This is a genomic window from Vibrio ezurae NBRC 102218, from assembly GCF_000467185.1.
Taxonomy (GTDB): domain Bacteria; phylum Pseudomonadota; class Gammaproteobacteria; order Enterobacterales; family Vibrionaceae; genus Vibrio; species Vibrio ezurae.
Map to the genome: position 1 here is coordinate 81,831 of NZ_BATM01000020.1, position 17,228 is coordinate 99,058.

Annotated in this window: 12 protein-coding genes; 5 read left to right on the forward strand and 7 right to left on the reverse strand. The window is 41.8% G+C overall.

Annotated elements, in window-relative coordinates:
* Positions 1 to 406 precede the first annotated feature (406 nt).
* The 4 genes from VEZ01S_RS07855 to VEZ01S_RS07870 all read right to left on the reverse strand — a co-directional run bounded on the left by VEZ01S_RS07855 (position 407) and on the right by VEZ01S_RS07870 (position 4,751).
* Positions 407 to 2,155, reverse strand: a complete 1,749-nt coding sequence (locus tag VEZ01S_RS07855) for a sodium:solute symporter family transporter (RefSeq protein WP_021713487.1) — start codon at positions 2,153 to 2,155, stop codon at positions 407 to 409.
* 633 nt (positions 2,156 to 2,788) lie between these two features.
* Positions 2,789 to 3,412, reverse strand: a complete 624-nt coding sequence (locus VEZ01S_RS07860; protein ID WP_021713488.1) for a bifunctional 4-hydroxy-2-oxoglutarate aldolase/2-dehydro-3-deoxy-phosphogluconate aldolase — start codon at positions 3,410 to 3,412, stop codon at positions 2,789 to 2,791.
* 46 nt (positions 3,413 to 3,458) lie between these two features.
* On the reverse strand, positions 3,459 to 4,382 hold the full coding sequence (kdgK, locus tag VEZ01S_RS07865; protein ID WP_021713489.1) for a 2-dehydro-3-deoxygluconokinase: 924 nt from the start codon (positions 4,380 to 4,382) through the stop codon (positions 3,459 to 3,461).
* 33 nt (positions 4,383 to 4,415) lie between these two features.
* Positions 4,416 to 4,751 (reverse strand): cupin domain-containing protein, encoded by a 336-nt coding sequence (locus VEZ01S_RS07870; RefSeq protein ID WP_021713490.1) that lies wholly within the window; start codon positions 4,749 to 4,751, stop codon positions 4,416 to 4,418.
* Positions 4,752 to 5,065: 314 nt separating this feature from the next.
* Here VEZ01S_RS07870 and VEZ01S_RS07875 point away from each other — a divergent pair, with 314 nt between their 5' ends.
* Positions 5,066 to 7,237 carry a heparinase II/III domain-containing protein gene (locus VEZ01S_RS07875; protein WP_021713491.1) on the forward strand — a complete coding sequence of 724 codons (2,172 nt, stop codon included), beginning with the start codon at positions 5,066 to 5,068 and terminating at the stop codon, positions 7,235 to 7,237.
* A complete protein-coding gene (locus VEZ01S_RS07880; protein WP_021713492.1) occupies positions 7,237 to 9,375 on the forward strand; it encodes a heparinase II/III domain-containing protein in 2,139 nt (712 codons plus the stop codon). Before VEZ01S_RS07875 ends, VEZ01S_RS07880 begins: the two co-directional genes overlap by 1 nt.
* Positions 9,376 to 9,733: 358 nt before the next feature.
* On the opposite strand, the gene VEZ01S_RS07885 is transcribed toward VEZ01S_RS07880, so the two are convergent.
* Both VEZ01S_RS07885 and VEZ01S_RS07890 read right to left on the reverse strand, forming a co-directional pair.
* The gene (locus tag VEZ01S_RS07885) at positions 9,734 to 11,092 is read right to left on the reverse strand and encodes an MATE family efflux transporter (protein ID WP_021713493.1); all 1,359 of its coding nucleotides are present in this window, start codon (positions 11,090 to 11,092) and stop codon (positions 9,734 to 9,736) included.
* Between the two features lie 140 nt (positions 11,093 to 11,232).
* Positions 11,233 to 11,943, reverse strand: a complete 711-nt coding sequence (locus tag VEZ01S_RS07890) for a FadR/GntR family transcriptional regulator (RefSeq protein WP_021713494.1) — start codon at positions 11,941 to 11,943, stop codon at positions 11,233 to 11,235.
* 603 nt (positions 11,944 to 12,546) lie between these two features.
* On the opposite strand from VEZ01S_RS07890, the gene VEZ01S_RS07895 reads away from it, so the two are divergent.
* The 3 genes from VEZ01S_RS07895 to VEZ01S_RS07905 all read left to right on the forward strand — a co-directional run bounded on the left by VEZ01S_RS07895 (position 12,547) and on the right by VEZ01S_RS07905 (position 16,012).
* The gene (locus VEZ01S_RS07895; protein WP_021713495.1) at positions 12,547 to 13,266 is read left to right on the forward strand and encodes a FadR/GntR family transcriptional regulator; all 720 of its coding nucleotides are present in this window, start codon (positions 12,547 to 12,549) and stop codon (positions 13,264 to 13,266) included.
* A 169-nt stretch (positions 13,267 to 13,435) separates the two neighbouring features.
* On the forward strand, positions 13,436 to 15,301 hold the full coding sequence (locus tag VEZ01S_RS07900) for a DUF294 nucleotidyltransferase-like domain-containing protein (protein WP_021713496.1): 1,866 nt from the start codon (positions 13,436 to 13,438) through the stop codon (positions 15,299 to 15,301).
* Between the two features lie 3 nt (positions 15,302 to 15,304).
* The gene (locus tag VEZ01S_RS07905; RefSeq protein ID WP_021713497.1) at positions 15,305 to 16,012 is read left to right on the forward strand and encodes a 3'-5' exonuclease; all 708 of its coding nucleotides are present in this window, start codon (positions 15,305 to 15,307) and stop codon (positions 16,010 to 16,012) included.
* Positions 16,013 to 16,132: 120 nt separating this feature from the next.
* Here VEZ01S_RS07905 and VEZ01S_RS07910 read toward each other — a convergent pair whose 3' ends face one another.
* A complete protein-coding gene (locus tag VEZ01S_RS07910; protein ID WP_021713498.1) occupies positions 16,133 to 16,837 on the reverse strand; it encodes an oligogalacturonate-specific porin KdgM family protein in 705 nt (234 codons plus the stop codon).
* Positions 16,838 to 17,228 lie beyond the last annotated feature (391 nt).

A 17,228-nucleotide genomic window follows, 5' to 3' on the forward strand; every position in this document is an offset into this window, starting at 1 on the left:
AAAGGAGTGTGTATTTTCTTGGTATTAGGTCGAGATAAATCACCATTGCATTATTTTGGTGCGTAAATACTGGTTGAGCACTAACTTGGTGCGCCGTGTTGGTGCGGCGGTGAGGTGAATTATGGTGCAATGCCTTTTTGATGAGCATCCCTTCTTTTTATGCGGATGATGAGCGCATTCACTAGTGAGTTCACATAAGCAGTAGGGTGAGAGAGCACAGAGAGGCTCATATTGTTTTTTGAGGCGTTGATTTTAAGGGATTGGTTTTTAGGGAATTATTTTTCGATAAAGGGTTTGTTGATAAAGGTAACGAGTAGCTGAGCGAGAGGGAAGGTGAGTATTGGATAAAAAAAGCCCTAGTGGATTCACTAGGGCTTCATTATTTGTACTTAATCAAAGGTTGCGATTAAGCGATTCTTGCGCCTTTTTTCGAAGCGTTAACAAGCAGGATACCAACACACAATACGATTGAACCACATACTAGGAACAATAGACGTCCTGTTGGTTCGTTCGGAATAAGTGCCATTGCTAGTACACCGAAACCAGCTACGCAGATTAGGTTACCAAGCATTGAACGTTGTTTAGTATCAAGGTCTTGTTGAGCTTCACCTTCTGCAACAACAGGGGTGTTCCAGTTAGTGAATAGCTGATCAACTTCTTTTTCACGTTCAGGTGTCAAGCCTTTGTATGCCAATGTAGTTAGCATGAAGAAGCCACCGGTAAAGATTACGTGTGCAGCTAAGCTTAGACCTACTTTAAGGTCAGCCCACTCACGAGTAGTTAGCGCTTGGTCTAGGCCCATGATGTGTTCTACATCATGTGCTGTTAGAGCGATACCAAATACGTAAGAAACAATACCACCCACAATTAGAGTCGTCCAAGCAGCCCAGTCTGGAGTCTTGCGAATCCACATACCTAGTAGGATAGGGATTAGCATTGGGAAACCAATTAATGCACCGATGTTCAATACAATGTCGAACAAGCTTAGGTGTTTCAATGAGTTGATAAATAGACCAATCGCGATGATGATCAAACCAAGAATAACAGTGGTTGCTTTACTTACTGCTACTAGCTCTTTCTGCGACGCATGTGGACGTAGAATAGGGCTGTAGAAGTTCATGATGAAGATACCAGCGTTACGGTTTAGGCCTGAGTCCATAGAAGACATAGTGGCTGCGAACATTGCAGACATCAGTAGACCAACCATACCAGCAGGCATTACGTTTTCAACGAATGCTAAGTATGCAGCATCACCGGCTTTGCTACCCATATCCGCATATTGTGCAGCGAAATCAGGTTGGAAAGCAGCCATGTACCAAGGAGGTAAGAACCAAATTAGAGGACCAACGATCATAAGGATACAAGCTAGGCCTGCCGCTTTACGTGCGTTGTCACTGTCTTTAGCACAAAGGTAACGGTACGCGTTGATGCTGTTGTTCATTACACCAAACTGCTTAACAAAGATGAACACAATCCAAAGGATGAAGATGCTCACGTAGTTAAGGTTGTTACCTAGCATGAAATCGCCCTTGAAGTTATGAACGATATTAGTAATACCACCACCGTGGAAGTATGCAGCGATAGCACAAGTAATTGTTACAGCCATGATGACAAGCATTTGCATGAAATCTGAAGCAACAACCGCCCAAGAACCACCTGTTACAGCCATTAGCATTAGTACTAGGCCAGTAACCACAATGGTCGCTTCCATAGGGATATGGAATACAGCAGCAACAAAGATAGCAAGACCATTCAACCAAACACCGGCTGAAATCATGCTGTCAGGCATACCTGCCCATGTGAAGAACTGCTCTGAAGTTTTGCCGAAACGCTGACGAATTGCTTCGATAGCTGTTACAACGCGAAGTTGACGGAACTTCGGTGCAAAATAGATGTAGTTCATGAAATAGCCAAATGCGTTAGCTAGGAAGAGAATTACTACGACGAAACCGTCGGAGAATGCACGTCCAGCAGCACCTGTGAATGTCCATGCGGAGAACTGCGTCATAAAAGCAGTTGCACCAACCATCCACCACAACATCTTACCGCCACCCCTAAAGTAGTCACTGGTGGATGTCGTAAATTTTCTGAACATCCAGCCAATGGCCAATAGGAAGAAGAAGTAGGCGATCACAACAAAAGTATCAATAGTCATTTATTTCAGCCTTAAGGTCTTAGATTAACTGTGTTCAAGCTTAGCGTCTTTCCTAACTTAATTGTACTACAATATACACTTAACGTGATCTAAGTCACACTTTTGAACTCAAATTAAGGTTGCTTAATTTATCTTTTAAAAACAATAACTTAGGTTGAAAAAAAATAAAAAATATTCTTTTTTTGGTTAATTATCCACCCCTTGTGCATTTGCTTTAGTATTACAAGATGTAATATTTTCATAAGAGTATAAGGATAATTTAATGTTTAATAGCGTAGCTTAAATTTTTCAAGCTATGACAGTTAAATATGTCTTGATGTTTTTATAAGCGATTAGAGTCAAGGGGGGAAATGTAACAGTAAGCAACGATTTATCAATAAAGAGATGGATTGACATTTGTGTCGAATCGTTACTGTTCGTTAAATTCGCTTCTGCTGTTAAATTCTAACTAGCTCTTACCGCTATGGTGTGTGTGGACGGCTTGTTTTGGCAGGTATGGCTGAGAGAAGGGGCGTTGGACAATAAGGCTGTTTTCGTTCGCTGATTGATTGTTTAATGTTGGGTGATGGCAAAGTTCTAAGGATAAAAAAAAGCGAGCTCAAGGCTCGCTTTAATAGGGTATTGAATACTAAATTAGCTAACGTGAGCGACTGCGTCACGAACTAGAGCACCTAGCTCGTCCCACTTGCCTTCGTCCATTAGCTTAGTTGGAACCATCCAAGTACCGCCACATGCAAGAACAGCAGGGATATCTAGGTATTCGTCAACGTTTGCAAGGCTAACACCGCCAGTAGGCATGAAGTTTACTGGGTAAACTGCAGTTAGTGCTTTTAGCATTGGTACGCCGCCTGATGGTGCAGCAGGGAAGAATTTAAGAGTACGAAGACCCATTTCCATTGCTTGTTCAACTAGGCTAGGGCTGTTTACGCCAGGTACGATTGCAACACCTTTGTCGATACAGTATTGAACTGTACGAGGGTTGAAGCCAGGGCTTACGATGAAGTCAACACCAGCATCGATAGATGCGTCTACTTGCTCGTTAGTCAGAACAGTACCAGAACCGATTAGCATGTCTGGGAATTCTTTACGCATAACGCGGATAGCTTCGATTGCACATTCAGTACGTAGCGTCACTTCTGCACAAGGCATTCCGTTTTCAACAAGTGCGCGACCTAGTGGAATTGCATCTTCAACTTTGTTGATTGCAATTACTGGGATCACTTTAAGACTTGCTAGTTTTTCGTTCAAAGTTGTCATGTTATTTCTCATCAAATAATGTGTGAGTCTGCGTGAGCAGGACAATTTATAAAGACAGTTCAGGCATCGCGTCTGCTGGGATAATAGCGCCAGCATATTGAATAACAGTACCTGCTACCGCGTGACCACTTGCCGCTGATTCAAGGGCTGTACCGCCACATAGGCGTTTGGCTAGGAAGCCTGCACTGAAAGAGTCACCCGCTGCTGTAGTATCAACGATGTTATCGATTTGGTTCGCAGACACGTAGTTTGCGTTTTCACCTTCAACAACTAAACACTCTTTACCGCCACGCTTGATAACAAGTTCTTTAACGCCAGCGTTAGTCGTACGTTCGATACACTGCTCTACGTTCTCGTCACCGTATAGGTCTTGCTCATCATCGAAAGTTAGAAGAGCAGTATCAGTGAAGCTTAGCATCTTCAAGTACCACTTCTGAGCTTCTTCTTGGCTAGCCCATAGTTTAGGACGGTAGTTATTATCGAAGAATACTTTACCTTCAAAATTCTCAAGGAATTTGAATAGTTCGTTGCGACCGTTTTCAGTCAAGATAGCTAGTGTGATACCACTTAGGTAAACAGCATCATAGCCACTTAGAGTGTCAACTAGAGAAGCTGACTCTGCTTGATCAAACATAAACTTCGCGGCAGCATCGCTACGCCAGTAGTGGAAGCTACGCTCGCCAGTGTTGTCTGTTTCGATGTAGTAAAGACCTGGTTGCTTGTTTGATAGACGAGCAATAAGGCTTGTATCGATGTTCTCAGACTCCCAGCTTTCTAGCATGTGAGCACTGAATGGGTCTTGGCCCAATGCTGTTACATAGCTAGTTTTGATACCGTGCTTGTGAGTCAAACGAGACAGATACAGAGCAGTGTTTAGTGTATCACCACCAAATGCCTGTTTTAGAAGTTCACCTTTTTGCTGAAGTTCTACCATGCACTCGCCGATGATCGCAATATTTAATGGTTTCATATGCTTACCTAAGCTTAAATGTGCTTTTAAAGATTACTTAAGGAAATCTTCACGTGCTGGAGAGAATAGGTCTAGTAGTTCACTGCCTTCTTCAAGAGCAACAGCTCCGTGAACAAAGTGCTTAGGAGCGATGTATGCATCACCCGCAACTAGGATTTTCTTTTGGCCTTCAATTTCAGCTTCAAAGCTACCAGAAATCACGTAACCGATTTGGTCATGAATTTCATGCGCGTGAGGATGGCCGATTGCGCCTTTTTCAAAACGTACACGAACGCCCATTAGCTCGTCAGTGTAACCAACGATTTGACGGCTTAGACCATCGCCTAAATCTTCCCAAGGTTGGTCGTTAGAAATGAAAAATGGATTCATGGTATGTTCCTTAATAGGTTTGAGTTTTTACAAACTATAAAATTAACTTTAACTGACCGTATAATAATGGATTATTTTCAATTGTCATACAATAAGTTTATAGTTGTGTGACCTAGGTCAAGTGTGTGACCGTTTGTTACGTTAAACTTTAGCTTGACTCTATGTCAAATTAATAATAGGAAAAATAAGTTCTATAACTGTATCTTTGTGTGACCGCTTTCATCCTTTTTTGACCGTCGCATAGGATTATAGTTAATATTGTATTACTTTATCGTGTTTATAATAATTCTCGCCAGCTGAGGAATCACTGCAAAATGACGACACAACCTATACTATTGAACGCGGAAGAAATTGAGCAACTTCGCAAAGAAGTCGGACGCCCTACTTTAATGGGGAAAGCGATTGAAGAAAATGTAACCGCTCTGGAATCCTTCATGAGTTTGCCGTTAGACGTTCCAGGTCACGGTGATGGCGGAAGTTATGAACATAACCGCCATAAAGACAACTATACCTATATGAACCTAGCGGGTCGTCTTTTCCTCGTGACTCAAGAGCAGCGTTACGCTGATTTTGTGATTGCTCTACTAGAGGATTACGCGGACAAGTACTTAGAGTTGGGCTTTCAGGTGCAAAAGAACACCAACCCAACCGGTCGTCTATTCCACCAGATCCTAAATGAGCACGGCTGGCTACTTTTCACCAGTATCGCTTACTCTTGTGTTGCCTCTGAGATGACCGAAGCGCAACGCCAACGAATCATTGATCGCATCTTTATCCCTATGATTGAGATGAGTACTGAAAAATACGCACACCGTTTTGATCACATTCATAACCACGGCGTGTGGGCTGTGGCAGCAGTGGGTGCCTGTGCGGTAGCGATTGGCCGACCAGAATATTTAGAAATGGCGGTATACGGTAAAGATCGTGAACAGCAAAGTGGGTTCTTAGATCAAGTGTCGAACCTATTTGCACCTTCTGGTTACTACCTAGAAGGGCCTTATTACTCACGATTCACCATTCGTCCTCTAGTGCTATTGGCTGAGATTATTCATCGCCATATGCCAGAAGTGGATATTTACAATTATAAAAACGGCGTGGTGGGCAATACGGTACAAGCATTGCTAGCGACCGCATACCCGAACGGCGTTTTCCCGGCCATGAACGATGCTTCGCAAAGCATGAGTATTGCTGATGCCGGCGTAAAAGTGGCAGTGAGCATTTATGGCGCGCACTACGCATTGGATGACAATATTTTAGGTATGGCGAAGATCCAAGACAGCGTATGGATGCATCCATGCGGTCTTGAAGTGTCTCGCGCGTATGAAAAAGCCTCTGCTGAGCGTGAAATCGGTTTGCCGTATTGGCCAAGTATGGAACTTAACGAAGGTCCAGAAGGCGAGCAAGGCGCGCAAGGTTTTGTGCGCATGCAAGACAAAAGCGGTGACGTATCACAATTGGTGATGAACTACGGCATGCACGGTATGGGCCACGGTCACTTTGATACTTTGGGGATTACTCTGTTTAACCGCGGTCATGAAGTGCTGCGCGAATACGGTTTTGCTCGTTGGGTGAACGTTGAACCTAAGTTTGGCGGCCGTTATTTACCAGAGAATCCGTCCTACGCTCGTCAAACGGTTGCACACAATAGTGTAACGATTGATGAAACCTGTCAGAACTATTTTGATGTTGAACGTGCTGATTCTGTACATGGTTTACCGCATTTCTTTGAAGTAAATGATAAAAATATCAAAGGGATGAGCGCATTTGCTAATAATCATTACGATGGTTTTGCTATGCAACGTAGCGTCTTTTTATTGAATCTAGACGAGCTTGAAGCGCCGTTATTAATAGATCTTTACCGTTTAGTCGGTGAGGGCGAACATCAATACGATTATTCTCATCAGTATGCGGGTCAAATTATCCGTACTAACTTTGAGTATGAAACATTTAAAGAATTAAATACCCTAGGTGAAGATAATGGTTATCAGCACTTATGGAAAGTAGCAGCGGGCGAAGCAAACGAAACCGCATTGGTGAGTTGGTTGCAAGATAATAGCTACCATACTTGGCTTGGCACTAGCTCAAACAGCGATGGTTCAAACAGCACTGGTGAAGTGATCTTTACCCGCTCAGGTGCTAACGATCCTAGCTTTAACTTGCGCAGTGAGCCGGCCTTTATGCTGCGCAGTCGCGGCGAGTCCACTTTGTTTGCTTCTGTGGTAGAGACACACGGTTACTTTAATGAAGAGTTTGAGCAATCGGTGAATGCCCGTGGTCAAGTGTCGAATATTAAAGTGATTGGTCACAACGAAATTGGCTCTGCCATTGAAATCACCACCAAAAATTCGGTAGTGACTGTGCTTGTTTCGAATCAATCTGATGCAGACGCTGTTACTGTTAACGAAATGACATTTAATGAACACACTTTCAACTGGACAGGATATTATTCAGTGGAAGTCAAAACACAATCTCAGGAGATTAATTAATGAGCTATCAACCATTACTGCTTAATTTTGAAGAAGCAGTTGAACTCCGTAAAGAACTTGGTAAGGATAGCCTACTAGGTCAAGCGTTGGCTCGTGATATCAAGCAAACTGATGCTTACATGGCACAAGTGGGTATTGAAGTACCAGGACACGGTGAAGGTGGTGGCTACGAGCACAACCGTCACAAGCAAAACTACATCCATATGGATCTTGCTGGTCGTTTGTTCTTGATCACTGAAGAAGAAAAGTACCGTGATTACATTGTTGAGATGCTAACTGCATACGCAAAAGTGTACCCAACACTGGAAAGCAACGTAAGTAAAGATACTAACCCTCCGGGTAAAATCTTCCACCAAACACTGAACGAAAACATGTGGATGCTGTACGCATCTTGTGCGTATTCTTGTATTTTCCACACTCTATCTGATGAGCAAAAAACGCTTATCGAAAACGACTTATTCAAGCAAATGATTGACTTGTTCGTAGTAACTTACGGTCACGATTTCGACATCGTACACAACCACGGTTTGTGGGCGGTAGCGGCAGTCGGTATTTGTGGTTACGCAATCAACGACCAAGCGTCAGTAGATAAAGCGCTTTACGGCTTGAAAATGGATAAAGTGAGCGGCGGTTTCCTAGCGCAACTTGACCAATTGTTCTCGCCAGACGGCTACTACATGGAAGGTCCTTACTACCACCGTTTCTCACTACGTCCAATTTACTTGTTTGCGGAAGCGATTGAGCGTCGTCAACCAGAAATTGGTATCTACGAGTTCAACGACTCTGTTATTAAGACTACTTCTTACGCGGTATTTAAAACAGCATTCCCTGACGGTTCATTGCCAGCATGTAACGATTCATCGAAAACGATTTCTATCAACGATGAAGGCGTGGTTATGGCAACTAGCGTTTGTTTCCATCGTTATGAGCAAGCTGAAACACTACTTGCAATGGCTAACCACCAACAAAATGTTTGGGTACACACTTCAGGTTTGACTCTGTCGAATGCGGTTGAAGCGGCGGACGAAATCAAGCCATTTAACTGGGGTAGCCTGTACATTACTGACGGCCCTAAAGGCGACAAAGGCGGTCTAGGCATTTTACGTCATCGTGATGAGCAAGATGACGATACAATGGCGCTTATTTGGTTTGGTCAGCACGGTTCTGATCACCAATATCACTCAGCGCTGGATCACGGTCACTACGATGGTTTACACCTAAGTGTATTCAACCGCGGTCTTGAAGTGCTTCACGATTACGGTTACGGCCGTTGGGTTAACGTTGAGCCTAAGTTTGGCGGTCGTTACATCCCTGAAAACAAGTCTTACTGTAAGCAAACTGTTGCCCACAACACAGTGACGGTTGATCAGAAAACACAAAACAACTTCAACACAGCGTTGGCTGAGTCTAAGTTTGGTGCAAAACACTTCTTTAACGTTGAAAACGACAAGCTACAAGGTATGTCTGGTCGTATTTCTGGTTACTATGAAGGTACGGACATGCAACGTAGCATTCTACTTGCTGATCTACCTGAATTTGAAAAACCATTGGTTATTGATGTGTACCGTATTCAATCTGAGCAAGAGCATCAATATGACCTACCTGTACACTACACAGGTCAAATCATCCGTACTGATTTTGAATACCAAACTGAATCTACACTGAAACCAGTAGGCGATTCTGATGGTTACCAACACCTTTGGAACCTAGGTTCAGGTAAAGTAGAAGGCAGTTCTCTTGTGAGCTGGTTGGTCAACAACAGCTACTACTCGCTAGTGACTAGTGCTACTGCAGACAGTGAAGTGATCTTTGCGCGTCTAGGCGCGAATGATCCTGACTTCAACCTACGTAGCGAACCTGCAATGATCCACCGCCAATCTGGTAAAGATCATGTATTTGCTTCTGTTCTTGAAACTCACGGTTACTTCAACGAAGAGTTCGAGCAATCTGTTAATGCTCGCGGTCTGGTTGAATCAGTGACAGTGGCTGAAAACAATGAAGTAGGCACGGTAGTGTGCATTAAGACGACTTCAGGTAACACATACCACTTCGGTATCTCTAACCTAGAAGAAAGCGCTCAGCAAGGCGAGCACACCGTTGGTGCGTTCACTTGGACGGGTTCTTTTGCTCAACTGTAAGAGTGAGCTAATCCACTAGGATTACTGCACTGAAAATAAAAACGGACGTAAGCTTTGCTTACGTCCGTTTTTTTATGAATCAAGGTAATTTATAACGGGGAGTGTTATACCAATAACATTGAGTAAGTGAAGCAAATAGCACAGGAAAAATGCTCGAGAACAGGGCAAAATTTTTCGCACAGTTGTTATTCCACAATCAAAAATTCTAACGCTGCTATCGTGTATTTTAATCCGCTTGAGCGCCGCGTTGATTACTGCCATTGGTAACAGACGTTAGCGGCGTTAAAAACCAAAAGCCGCTCTGGGTAGGAGCGGCTTTTAGTTGGGGATTTACCGTGTGCCTTAGTGGCGTCGATAGTTAGTCGTACATCAGTTTTTTCGCTTTTTCAGCATTAAATTCTTTGAGTGATTTACGTGCTAAATGTCTAAAGGGTAGAGCTTTAACGATTTCTTCTAACGGCTGAATAGCAAATGCCCAGAAAATCGATCCACCAAAGCTCATAATAATAAGAGCGCACAGTGGAATTGAAATAATCCATTGCCCGGTAAAGTTTATTTTAAATACCGCTGCCGTTTTGCCAAGTGCGCGCAATACATGTCCGTGAACCGTATTGTAGCCACGTACAATAGGTAAGAATATATAGAGGGGGGCAATGGTTGCTAAAGCTATATATGTCTCAGGATCAAGGTCAGGATAGATTTTGGCAATCACTAAGCTTAGTGCGGCAAAGAAGAACGCACAGATGATAGAGATGCCTACGGCAATCCTGATACTGATATCGACGTTATTGACCAAATCGTCCATTTTGTTGGAACCAATCGCTTGGCTAATGGAAATAGCAGAAGACAAAGCCCAAGCGGTAATGAACTGCGTACCTGAACGAAGCCAAGGCATGATAAGGGTTATTGCAACGTAGGCGTTAATATTAAGTTGCGAGTACAGCAGTTGATAAACGGTGGCACCAATAGACAAAATCGTCATATTCGCGGCAATAGGAAAGACTTCGATAAAGTGATTTTTAATGCTACTTGCTAGGCCATCAATGTGCTTTCTAAACGGTAGCTCAATATCATCTGAGTAACGAATGCATAACAAGAGGTAGGCCATTCGCACCATAATGGCGATCAAACTACCGGTTGCTGCGCCCTTTAATCCCATCCCTTCAAAGCCACTAAAACCATTAATTAGAAAATAGGAAATAACGGCATTTAGAGGCATTTCAATAAGATAACCTTTAAAAGGTGTTTTCGTTCTACCAAGACTATTAAATAGAGAAATAACCACTTGGGTAATCGCATTAAATAATACTAGATACTGTGAAACCGATAAATATTGATTAACTTCATGGTACAGAGAAGAGTCATTGGTCAGTGCATTAATTAAAGGGTGATTAAATAATTGCAATAAAACAAGAAATAGAATGGCGACAGAAAAGTTGATGCTCATTCCCGCCCAGAAGCCTTTGGCGAGAGACGACTTATTACCAGAACCAACGGCGCGACTTAACACCAATTGAGTCCCATTGGCTAAGGCCATTTGAATGCCAATAATAAAGGCAACGATGGTACTCGCTATGCCCATAGCCGCTAAAGAAACTTCACCTAGAGGGGAGACCAAAAAGGTGTCTATCATCAGCATTGACTGCATCAGAAGGGCATTAAGTGCTAGTGGCCAAGCAATAGAGATATTTTTTTTGATGTAAGATTGAGCAGCCACAGAGGTTCCTTTATTAAAGATAGAGTCTTAACACATTGAGCAGTCGATGTGGAATACACAGTGCTCAGATGCGTGCCAAGACTCCGATCATGCCATCAAAATAGCATTTAATCAATAAATGAAACGTGAGTTTATTTTTTCTAAGATACTTTTGCTAATGTTTGATTGCCATCATCAAGCAGTGCTCTTGACGCGATACGCGCTTGCTCACTATTACCAGACATAATGGCGTCATAGATGGCTTGGTGTTCAGCCATACAAAAACGTCCACCCATTGCTGAGTAATCAATGAATGGTTTAAAAATAGAGGAAAGTATATTGCTAAAAGGAACGTAAAATTGGTTTCCAGTCGCGACAAAAATGGTCTGATGGAATAGAAGGTCGTTGATACCCCAACGCTCATAGTCAAACTCGTTGGCGGCAACCGTCATACACTGAAAGTAATTAGAGAGTGCTTTGCGTTGCTCGGCCGTTGCATTTTTAGCCGCCAGTGCGCACGCTTCAGGTTCAATGGCTTTACGCAGACCTAAAAATTGCGCTAGAAACGGTTTGATGTCTTCTAAGTCTTGAATCCATTCTAAAAACTGCGGATCAAGAAAGTGCCATTCGCCACGCGGACAAATACGTGTACCTACTTTGGGCTTAGATTCAATTAACCCCTTAGCTGAAAGTAGTTTGGTTGATTCACGCAGTGCAGTACGACTCACACCAAATGCTTCACATAGATCCGTTTCACACGGGATTTTTTGATTTTCTTTGAGTTCACCAGACAAAATCTTTCGAGCAATTTGTCTTGCAACTTGAACGTGAATTCGACGGTCAGAATTCTCTACCAACGCAAAAAACGACATTTTTACCACCTGAGTCATATAGAAAAGCCAGTTGCCGCTAGCTTAAAGAGTCACACTTTCACGTGTAACAGTAAGGTCCATATAGACCTTTGAGATTCCAAGTAGGTGGATATGCCTTGTTGTAAGTAACCGTGGAAAATAAACCTTTATTTTAATAAAGACATTAAATAAAGAATAATACCTATTTTATTTAATATGTTTATTTATATAACTGCCACATTTTAGGATAAAACGAATATGTTGGATAATAACTGTAGCCAAACCATTCACATTCAAGATCCTACCTGGATTTTTTATGTTATTAAAATAATACAATAACATTTTACAACTTCAACTAAATATGAGTAGTTTGACAGATTGCAAGTTGAAATTAAGACATTAGTCACGAAAATGGAAATTAAAATAGGGTTTTAACTGAAAGTTATGTTGCAAGGATGATTTTGAGATGTAGCGCAGGTGTGTGGTATATTATCACGAATATGAAGGGAATAAGCCTACAATTACAGGGGTGTATCACGTTTGCAAGTACTGCTTGTGACGCATTCGATTCAAGGTGCTATATTCAACCTTAGATAATACATTTTATATAAGAAAGTTAACATTATGGCTGGTTCATTTAATTCAATTGCAGGTTCTAAACGAAGCTTGCATGTACAAGTTGCCCGAGAGATCGCTCGGGGAATTCTTTCGGGAAATCTGGCTCAAGGGTCTATTCTCCCTGGTGAGATGACACTTTGCGAGCAGTTCGGCATTAGCCGTACGGCACTTCGCGAAGCAGTCAAACTGCTTACGTCTAAAGGGTTGCTTGAGTCTCGACCTAAAGTCGGCACAAAAGTGGTTGATCGTGCGTATTGGAACTTTTTAGACCCTCAATTAATTGAGTGGATGGATGGTTTAGCGGATATCGATCAGTTTTGTTTCCAGTTCCTAGGGTTACGACGTGCTATTGAGCCAGAGGCTTGTGCTCTTGCCGCTCAGTTTGCGACAGCAGAACAACGTATCGAGCTTTCAGAAACATTCCAAGAAATGGTTGAAGTGGCTTCTGAAGATGAATTAAACATTGAGCATTGGACGGATGTTGACATGCGTTTTCATAGTTTAATCTTTAATTCAACTGGCAACGACTTTTATCTTCCGTTTGGTAATATTTTGACGACGATGTTTGTGAACTTTATTGTGCATTCATCGGAAGAAGGTAATACCTGTATCAATGAGCACCGTGAAATTTACGATGCGATTATGGCGGGAAATAGCGACAAAGCAAGACAAGCGTCAGCGAATCACCTTCAAGAAGGTAAACACCGTTTACCGGCAGTAAGTTAGGTCATATTGAACGTCTTTTGAAAAACACGCTTTGAGCGTGTTTTTTTTTGACAGAATTTTTAAATTTGTCTTTGGCAATAATTACATTTTGCTTACTAATCCAAGCTTTAGCTATATAATAATACTATACGGTGGTTTTTCCCCTTCAGCTTAATGAATGAGACCCAATATGCCAGAATCTTTGTTACCTAATATTATTCAGTTTCTGAGTCAAATAGACCCATTTGACAAAATACCTAAGCCAGCTCTGCGCGAACTTGCCTCTTATGTACAGATCACTTATCTCAGCAAAGGCGAAAATGTGGATTTATGTACCGAAGGGGATGAGAAATACCTTTATATTGTGCGTACAGGTTCAATGGAGCAGCGTAAGGCGGATGGTGTATTAAGAGCACGATTGGGTTCGGAAGATTTATTTGGCTTTACATTTTTAGATGGCACGATAGATAGCGATAAAGGCTATAAAGCCGTTGCCATTGAACATAGCCTGCTTTATTTGATCCCTCACTCGGCGTTGCAACAACTGTTTAAAGCTTCCCCTGAGAGTGCGGAGCACTTTGCGTCAAAAGCTCAGGTTCGTCTAAAGTCAGCGTTGGATGTAGTATGGTCTGATAAAGAAAAAGGCTTATTTATTAAGCGCGTAAAAGAAGTGGCGAGCGGCCGTGTAGCAGTAGTGCAAGCCGACCAAACCATTCAAGAAGTTGCTCATGAGATGCGTATCGTGAAACGAACTTCTTGTGCGGTGATTTACGATAAAGATGAAATTGTGGGGCTGATTACCGACCGAGATATGACCAAACGAGTCATTGCACTCGGTGCGTCGATTGATCAGCCTATCTCTACCGTAATGACTTATTCACCGTTGACCATCAAACCAGATGATTTGGTATTACATGCCGCATCAGTGATGATGCAATTTAATATTCGAAACCTTCCTATTGTTGAAAACAATAAAGTCATTGGCTTGTTGACTACTTCACATTTGGTTCAAAACCATCGTGTTCAAGCGATTTTCTTAATAGAAAAAATCAAATACGCGACTAGTGTGTCTACCTTGGCAAGTTTTACTCCAGAAAGACAAGCTATTTTTGAAGCTTTGGTTGAAGGTAAAGTTGGCCCTGAGGTGATAGGGCAGGTAATGACCATGATCATGGATGCCTATACTCGCCGTATTATTCAGATTTCTATTGATAAATTAGGCCCTCCACCGTGTGAGTTTTCCTGGATCGTGGCCGGTTCTCATGCACGTAATGAAGTGCATATGCTATCGGATCAAGACAGTGCTATTGTCCTAGCCGATGATGTGACTGAAAACGATAAGATTTACTTCAAGCATTTAGCCAGCTTAGTGTGTAATGGTCTTGCGAGTTGCGATTACCCGCTTTGTTCGGGTGATTACATGGCGGTCAATCCTAAGTGGTGCCAACCTGTTAGTGTATGGAAGCACTACTACAAAAAATGGGTCGCTAACCCTGAATATGAACGTTTGCTCAATATCAGTGTATTTTTGGAGATTCGCTCTGTTTATGGCAACAATCAATTTGAAAAAGTTCTACGTGATGAGATGTATGCCAACATCCGCCAAAGTAGAGAGTTTTTATTGATGTTGACGAACGATGCAACCAATACCAGCCCTCCATTAGGTATTTTTAACAGCTTAGTTCTTGAAAAATCGGGTGAAAATAAGAAAACACTCAATGTTAAGAAATATGCAATTACCTTGATTATCGATTTGGCACGTATTTACGGACTGGCAGTAGAAAGCGATCATTCTGCCACCGATAAACGTTTCCAAGCAGCCTATGAAAAGGGCTTTTTGTCTGAAGATTCGTATAAGAATATTTTAGGGGCGTATGAGTTTATTCTTTCGTTTAGATTTAACCATCAGTTAACGGCTTTGAAAAATGGTGAAGAGCCAAATAATCATATTGATCCAAACAGTTTTGGGAGCTTTGAGCGAGGTCATTTAAAAGATGCCTTTAGGATCATTGCTGATCTGCAAGAGGCCGTTAAAGTTCGTTTTGGGACCCGATAATTTATGTTTAAGTACTTCCATATATTAGAGCGCACCAAACGTTTACGAAAAGCGTTCGTTGAAAATAGAGCGACATCGCAACTGTTTAGGCGATTGCTATTGAGCCCAACACCTGATGTAGACACTCCGTCTAGTGAATTGGATTACATTGTGTTGGATTTAGAGACGACCGGACTTGATAGTGTTAATGATCTGATTTTATCGATTGGTTGGGTGGTGATCTCTAAAAGAAAGATCAATCTCTCTGGAGCGTGCCATTTTTATATCAATCAGGAATCACAAGTTAAGCCAGAAACTGCAATCATTAATCATATTACGCCTGAGATGCTAGATGAAGGGGTATCGATACACGATGCGATGAAAGCCTTTTATGATGCTGCGCTGGGGAAAGTCATTGTCGCGCATGGCTGTATTGTTGAAGCCAACTTTATTAATCAATACTTGAAAGCTCATTATCGAACTTGGGATCTGCCATTAATATGGTTGGATACTCTATGTATTGAAAAGAAAATGGCGAAAGCACGTAATGATACCGAGGACGTAGACCTGACTTTATCGGCTACGCGAGCGCGCTATAAGTTGCCTGAGTATAATGGGCATAATGCATTAAGTGATGCATTGGCAACGGCGGAGCTTTTAATGGCACAGATGAAGCGCTTAGAGCCAGAACATGATATTAAATTTGGTTATCTTTATAAACTAAGTAATTAATATTATTAGCGTTATTATTAAGCCAGTAACCTTTGTTACTGGCTTTTTTATTGCTTCTAGCTCAGATTCTAACCGTTCTAAAAATGATGGGGTAGCGGCTAAGGCATCAATGTTGAGTTGTTAGAAGCTGTAGGTTACACCAACGCGAGTACGAAGCTGGCGATCACTGTTAGTGGCACTCGGCCCACTACTGTACTGAACATTACCTAGCTCAAAGTACGGTCTCCAACTCCAATCTTTTTCTTTATATCCCACCTTAAAGTTATAGTCCCATTCATTGTTTCTTTTCGCTGTGTCGCCACCAAACCATTTATCATCGTTAAAGAAATCCTCGGCGTAGTTGGCTTCAAAGCCCAATTGCAATGCACCTATTTTGTAGTCAATATTGCCGGTGATTTTGCTACGATTGACGGAGTCTTTATCCGTTGAATCTGCGTAATCTCTGAATTCGTGACGGTAACGCAGTTTAGTGGTTAATCCAGAATCAAATTTGTATTGAACTCGAACTTGCGGCTTATAAGTGATGCGCTCATCACCAAATGTGATGGGCATAGAAGTGGTAATGCGCCAGTGGTTATCTAATTTGAAGTTATAACCGTATTCAAATTCGTTGTCCGCTGATCCCCACTCAGAGAATGGTTTGCCTTTTTGTTTTGCTTCTAAACCAAAATAGTGATTGCCAACGCTTGAGCCAATCTTGATACGGCTCGCGTATGATTCATCTTCATGTTTATATTCTTGGCGAAAATCCACTGATGCGGCGCTTACTGAGGCGGCTGCCACCGTGGTAACTAGAGCAAGTGTAACTTTGTTTAAAGCTTTCATTTGATAACCCTTAGGAGTCATATGTTGGTGTTAATGTATGACAAATAGTGTAAGGATTCGCTGAAGGATATGCATGTGAGCTGGCTCACTGAAAATATTGATTTTAGGGGTTTAGTTTTTATTAGCTGATAGATTTGGTATTTAAGTGGTTGTTTTTAATATAATCAACTTCAAGTGAAATAAGTTGCATAAAAATAACTAAAGCGTCTGTTATGTGCGAGAAATCGTGTTGAGTTTAGTTATTTTAATATTAAAAATATGGCACTTACGTTTTATTAAGTGACGATGCTCACATCGAGTTGTTAAGGGCATTATTTTATGACATATCAATAGCTTGAAAGTGCTGATTTAAATGTAACGATATTGATTTTTAGGGATATGAATAGCGTAA

Bases quoted from the DNA above. Each gene is read 5' to 3' on its own strand.
- VEZ01S_RS07900 (WP_021713496.1), top strand. From the start codon at position 13,436: ATGCCAGAATCTTTGTTACCTAATATTATTCAGTTTCTGAGTCAAATA.
- VEZ01S_RS07870 (WP_021713490.1), bottom strand. From the start codon at position 4,751: ATGAATCCATTTTTCATTTCTAACGACCAACCTTGGGAAGATTTAGGC.
- VEZ01S_RS07855 (WP_021713487.1), bottom strand. From the start codon at position 2,155: ATGACTATTGATACTTTTGTTGTGATCGCCTACTTCTTCTTCCTATTG.
- VEZ01S_RS07860 (WP_021713488.1), bottom strand. From the start codon at position 3,412: ATGACAACTTTGAACGAAAAACTAGCAAGTCTTAAAGTGATCCCAGTA.
- VEZ01S_RS07875 (WP_021713491.1), top strand. From the start codon at position 5,066: ATGACGACACAACCTATACTATTGAACGCGGAAGAAATTGAGCAACTT.
- kdgK (WP_021713489.1), bottom strand. From the start codon at position 4,382: ATGAAACCATTAAATATTGCGATCATCGGCGAGTGCATGGTAGAACTT.
- VEZ01S_RS07910 (WP_021713498.1), bottom strand. From the start codon at position 16,837: ATGAAAGCTTTAAACAAAGTTACACTTGCTCTAGTTACCACGGTGGCA.
- VEZ01S_RS07905 (WP_021713497.1), top strand. From the start codon at position 15,305: ATGTTTAAGTACTTCCATATATTAGAGCGCACCAAACGTTTACGAAAA.
- VEZ01S_RS07890 (WP_021713494.1), bottom strand. From the start codon at position 11,943: ATGTCGTTTTTTGCGTTGGTAGAGAATTCTGACCGTCGAATTCACGTT.
- VEZ01S_RS07895 (WP_021713495.1), top strand. From the start codon at position 12,547: ATGGCTGGTTCATTTAATTCAATTGCAGGTTCTAAACGAAGCTTGCAT.
- VEZ01S_RS07880 (WP_021713492.1), top strand. From the start codon at position 7,237: ATGAGCTATCAACCATTACTGCTTAATTTTGAAGAAGCAGTTGAACTC.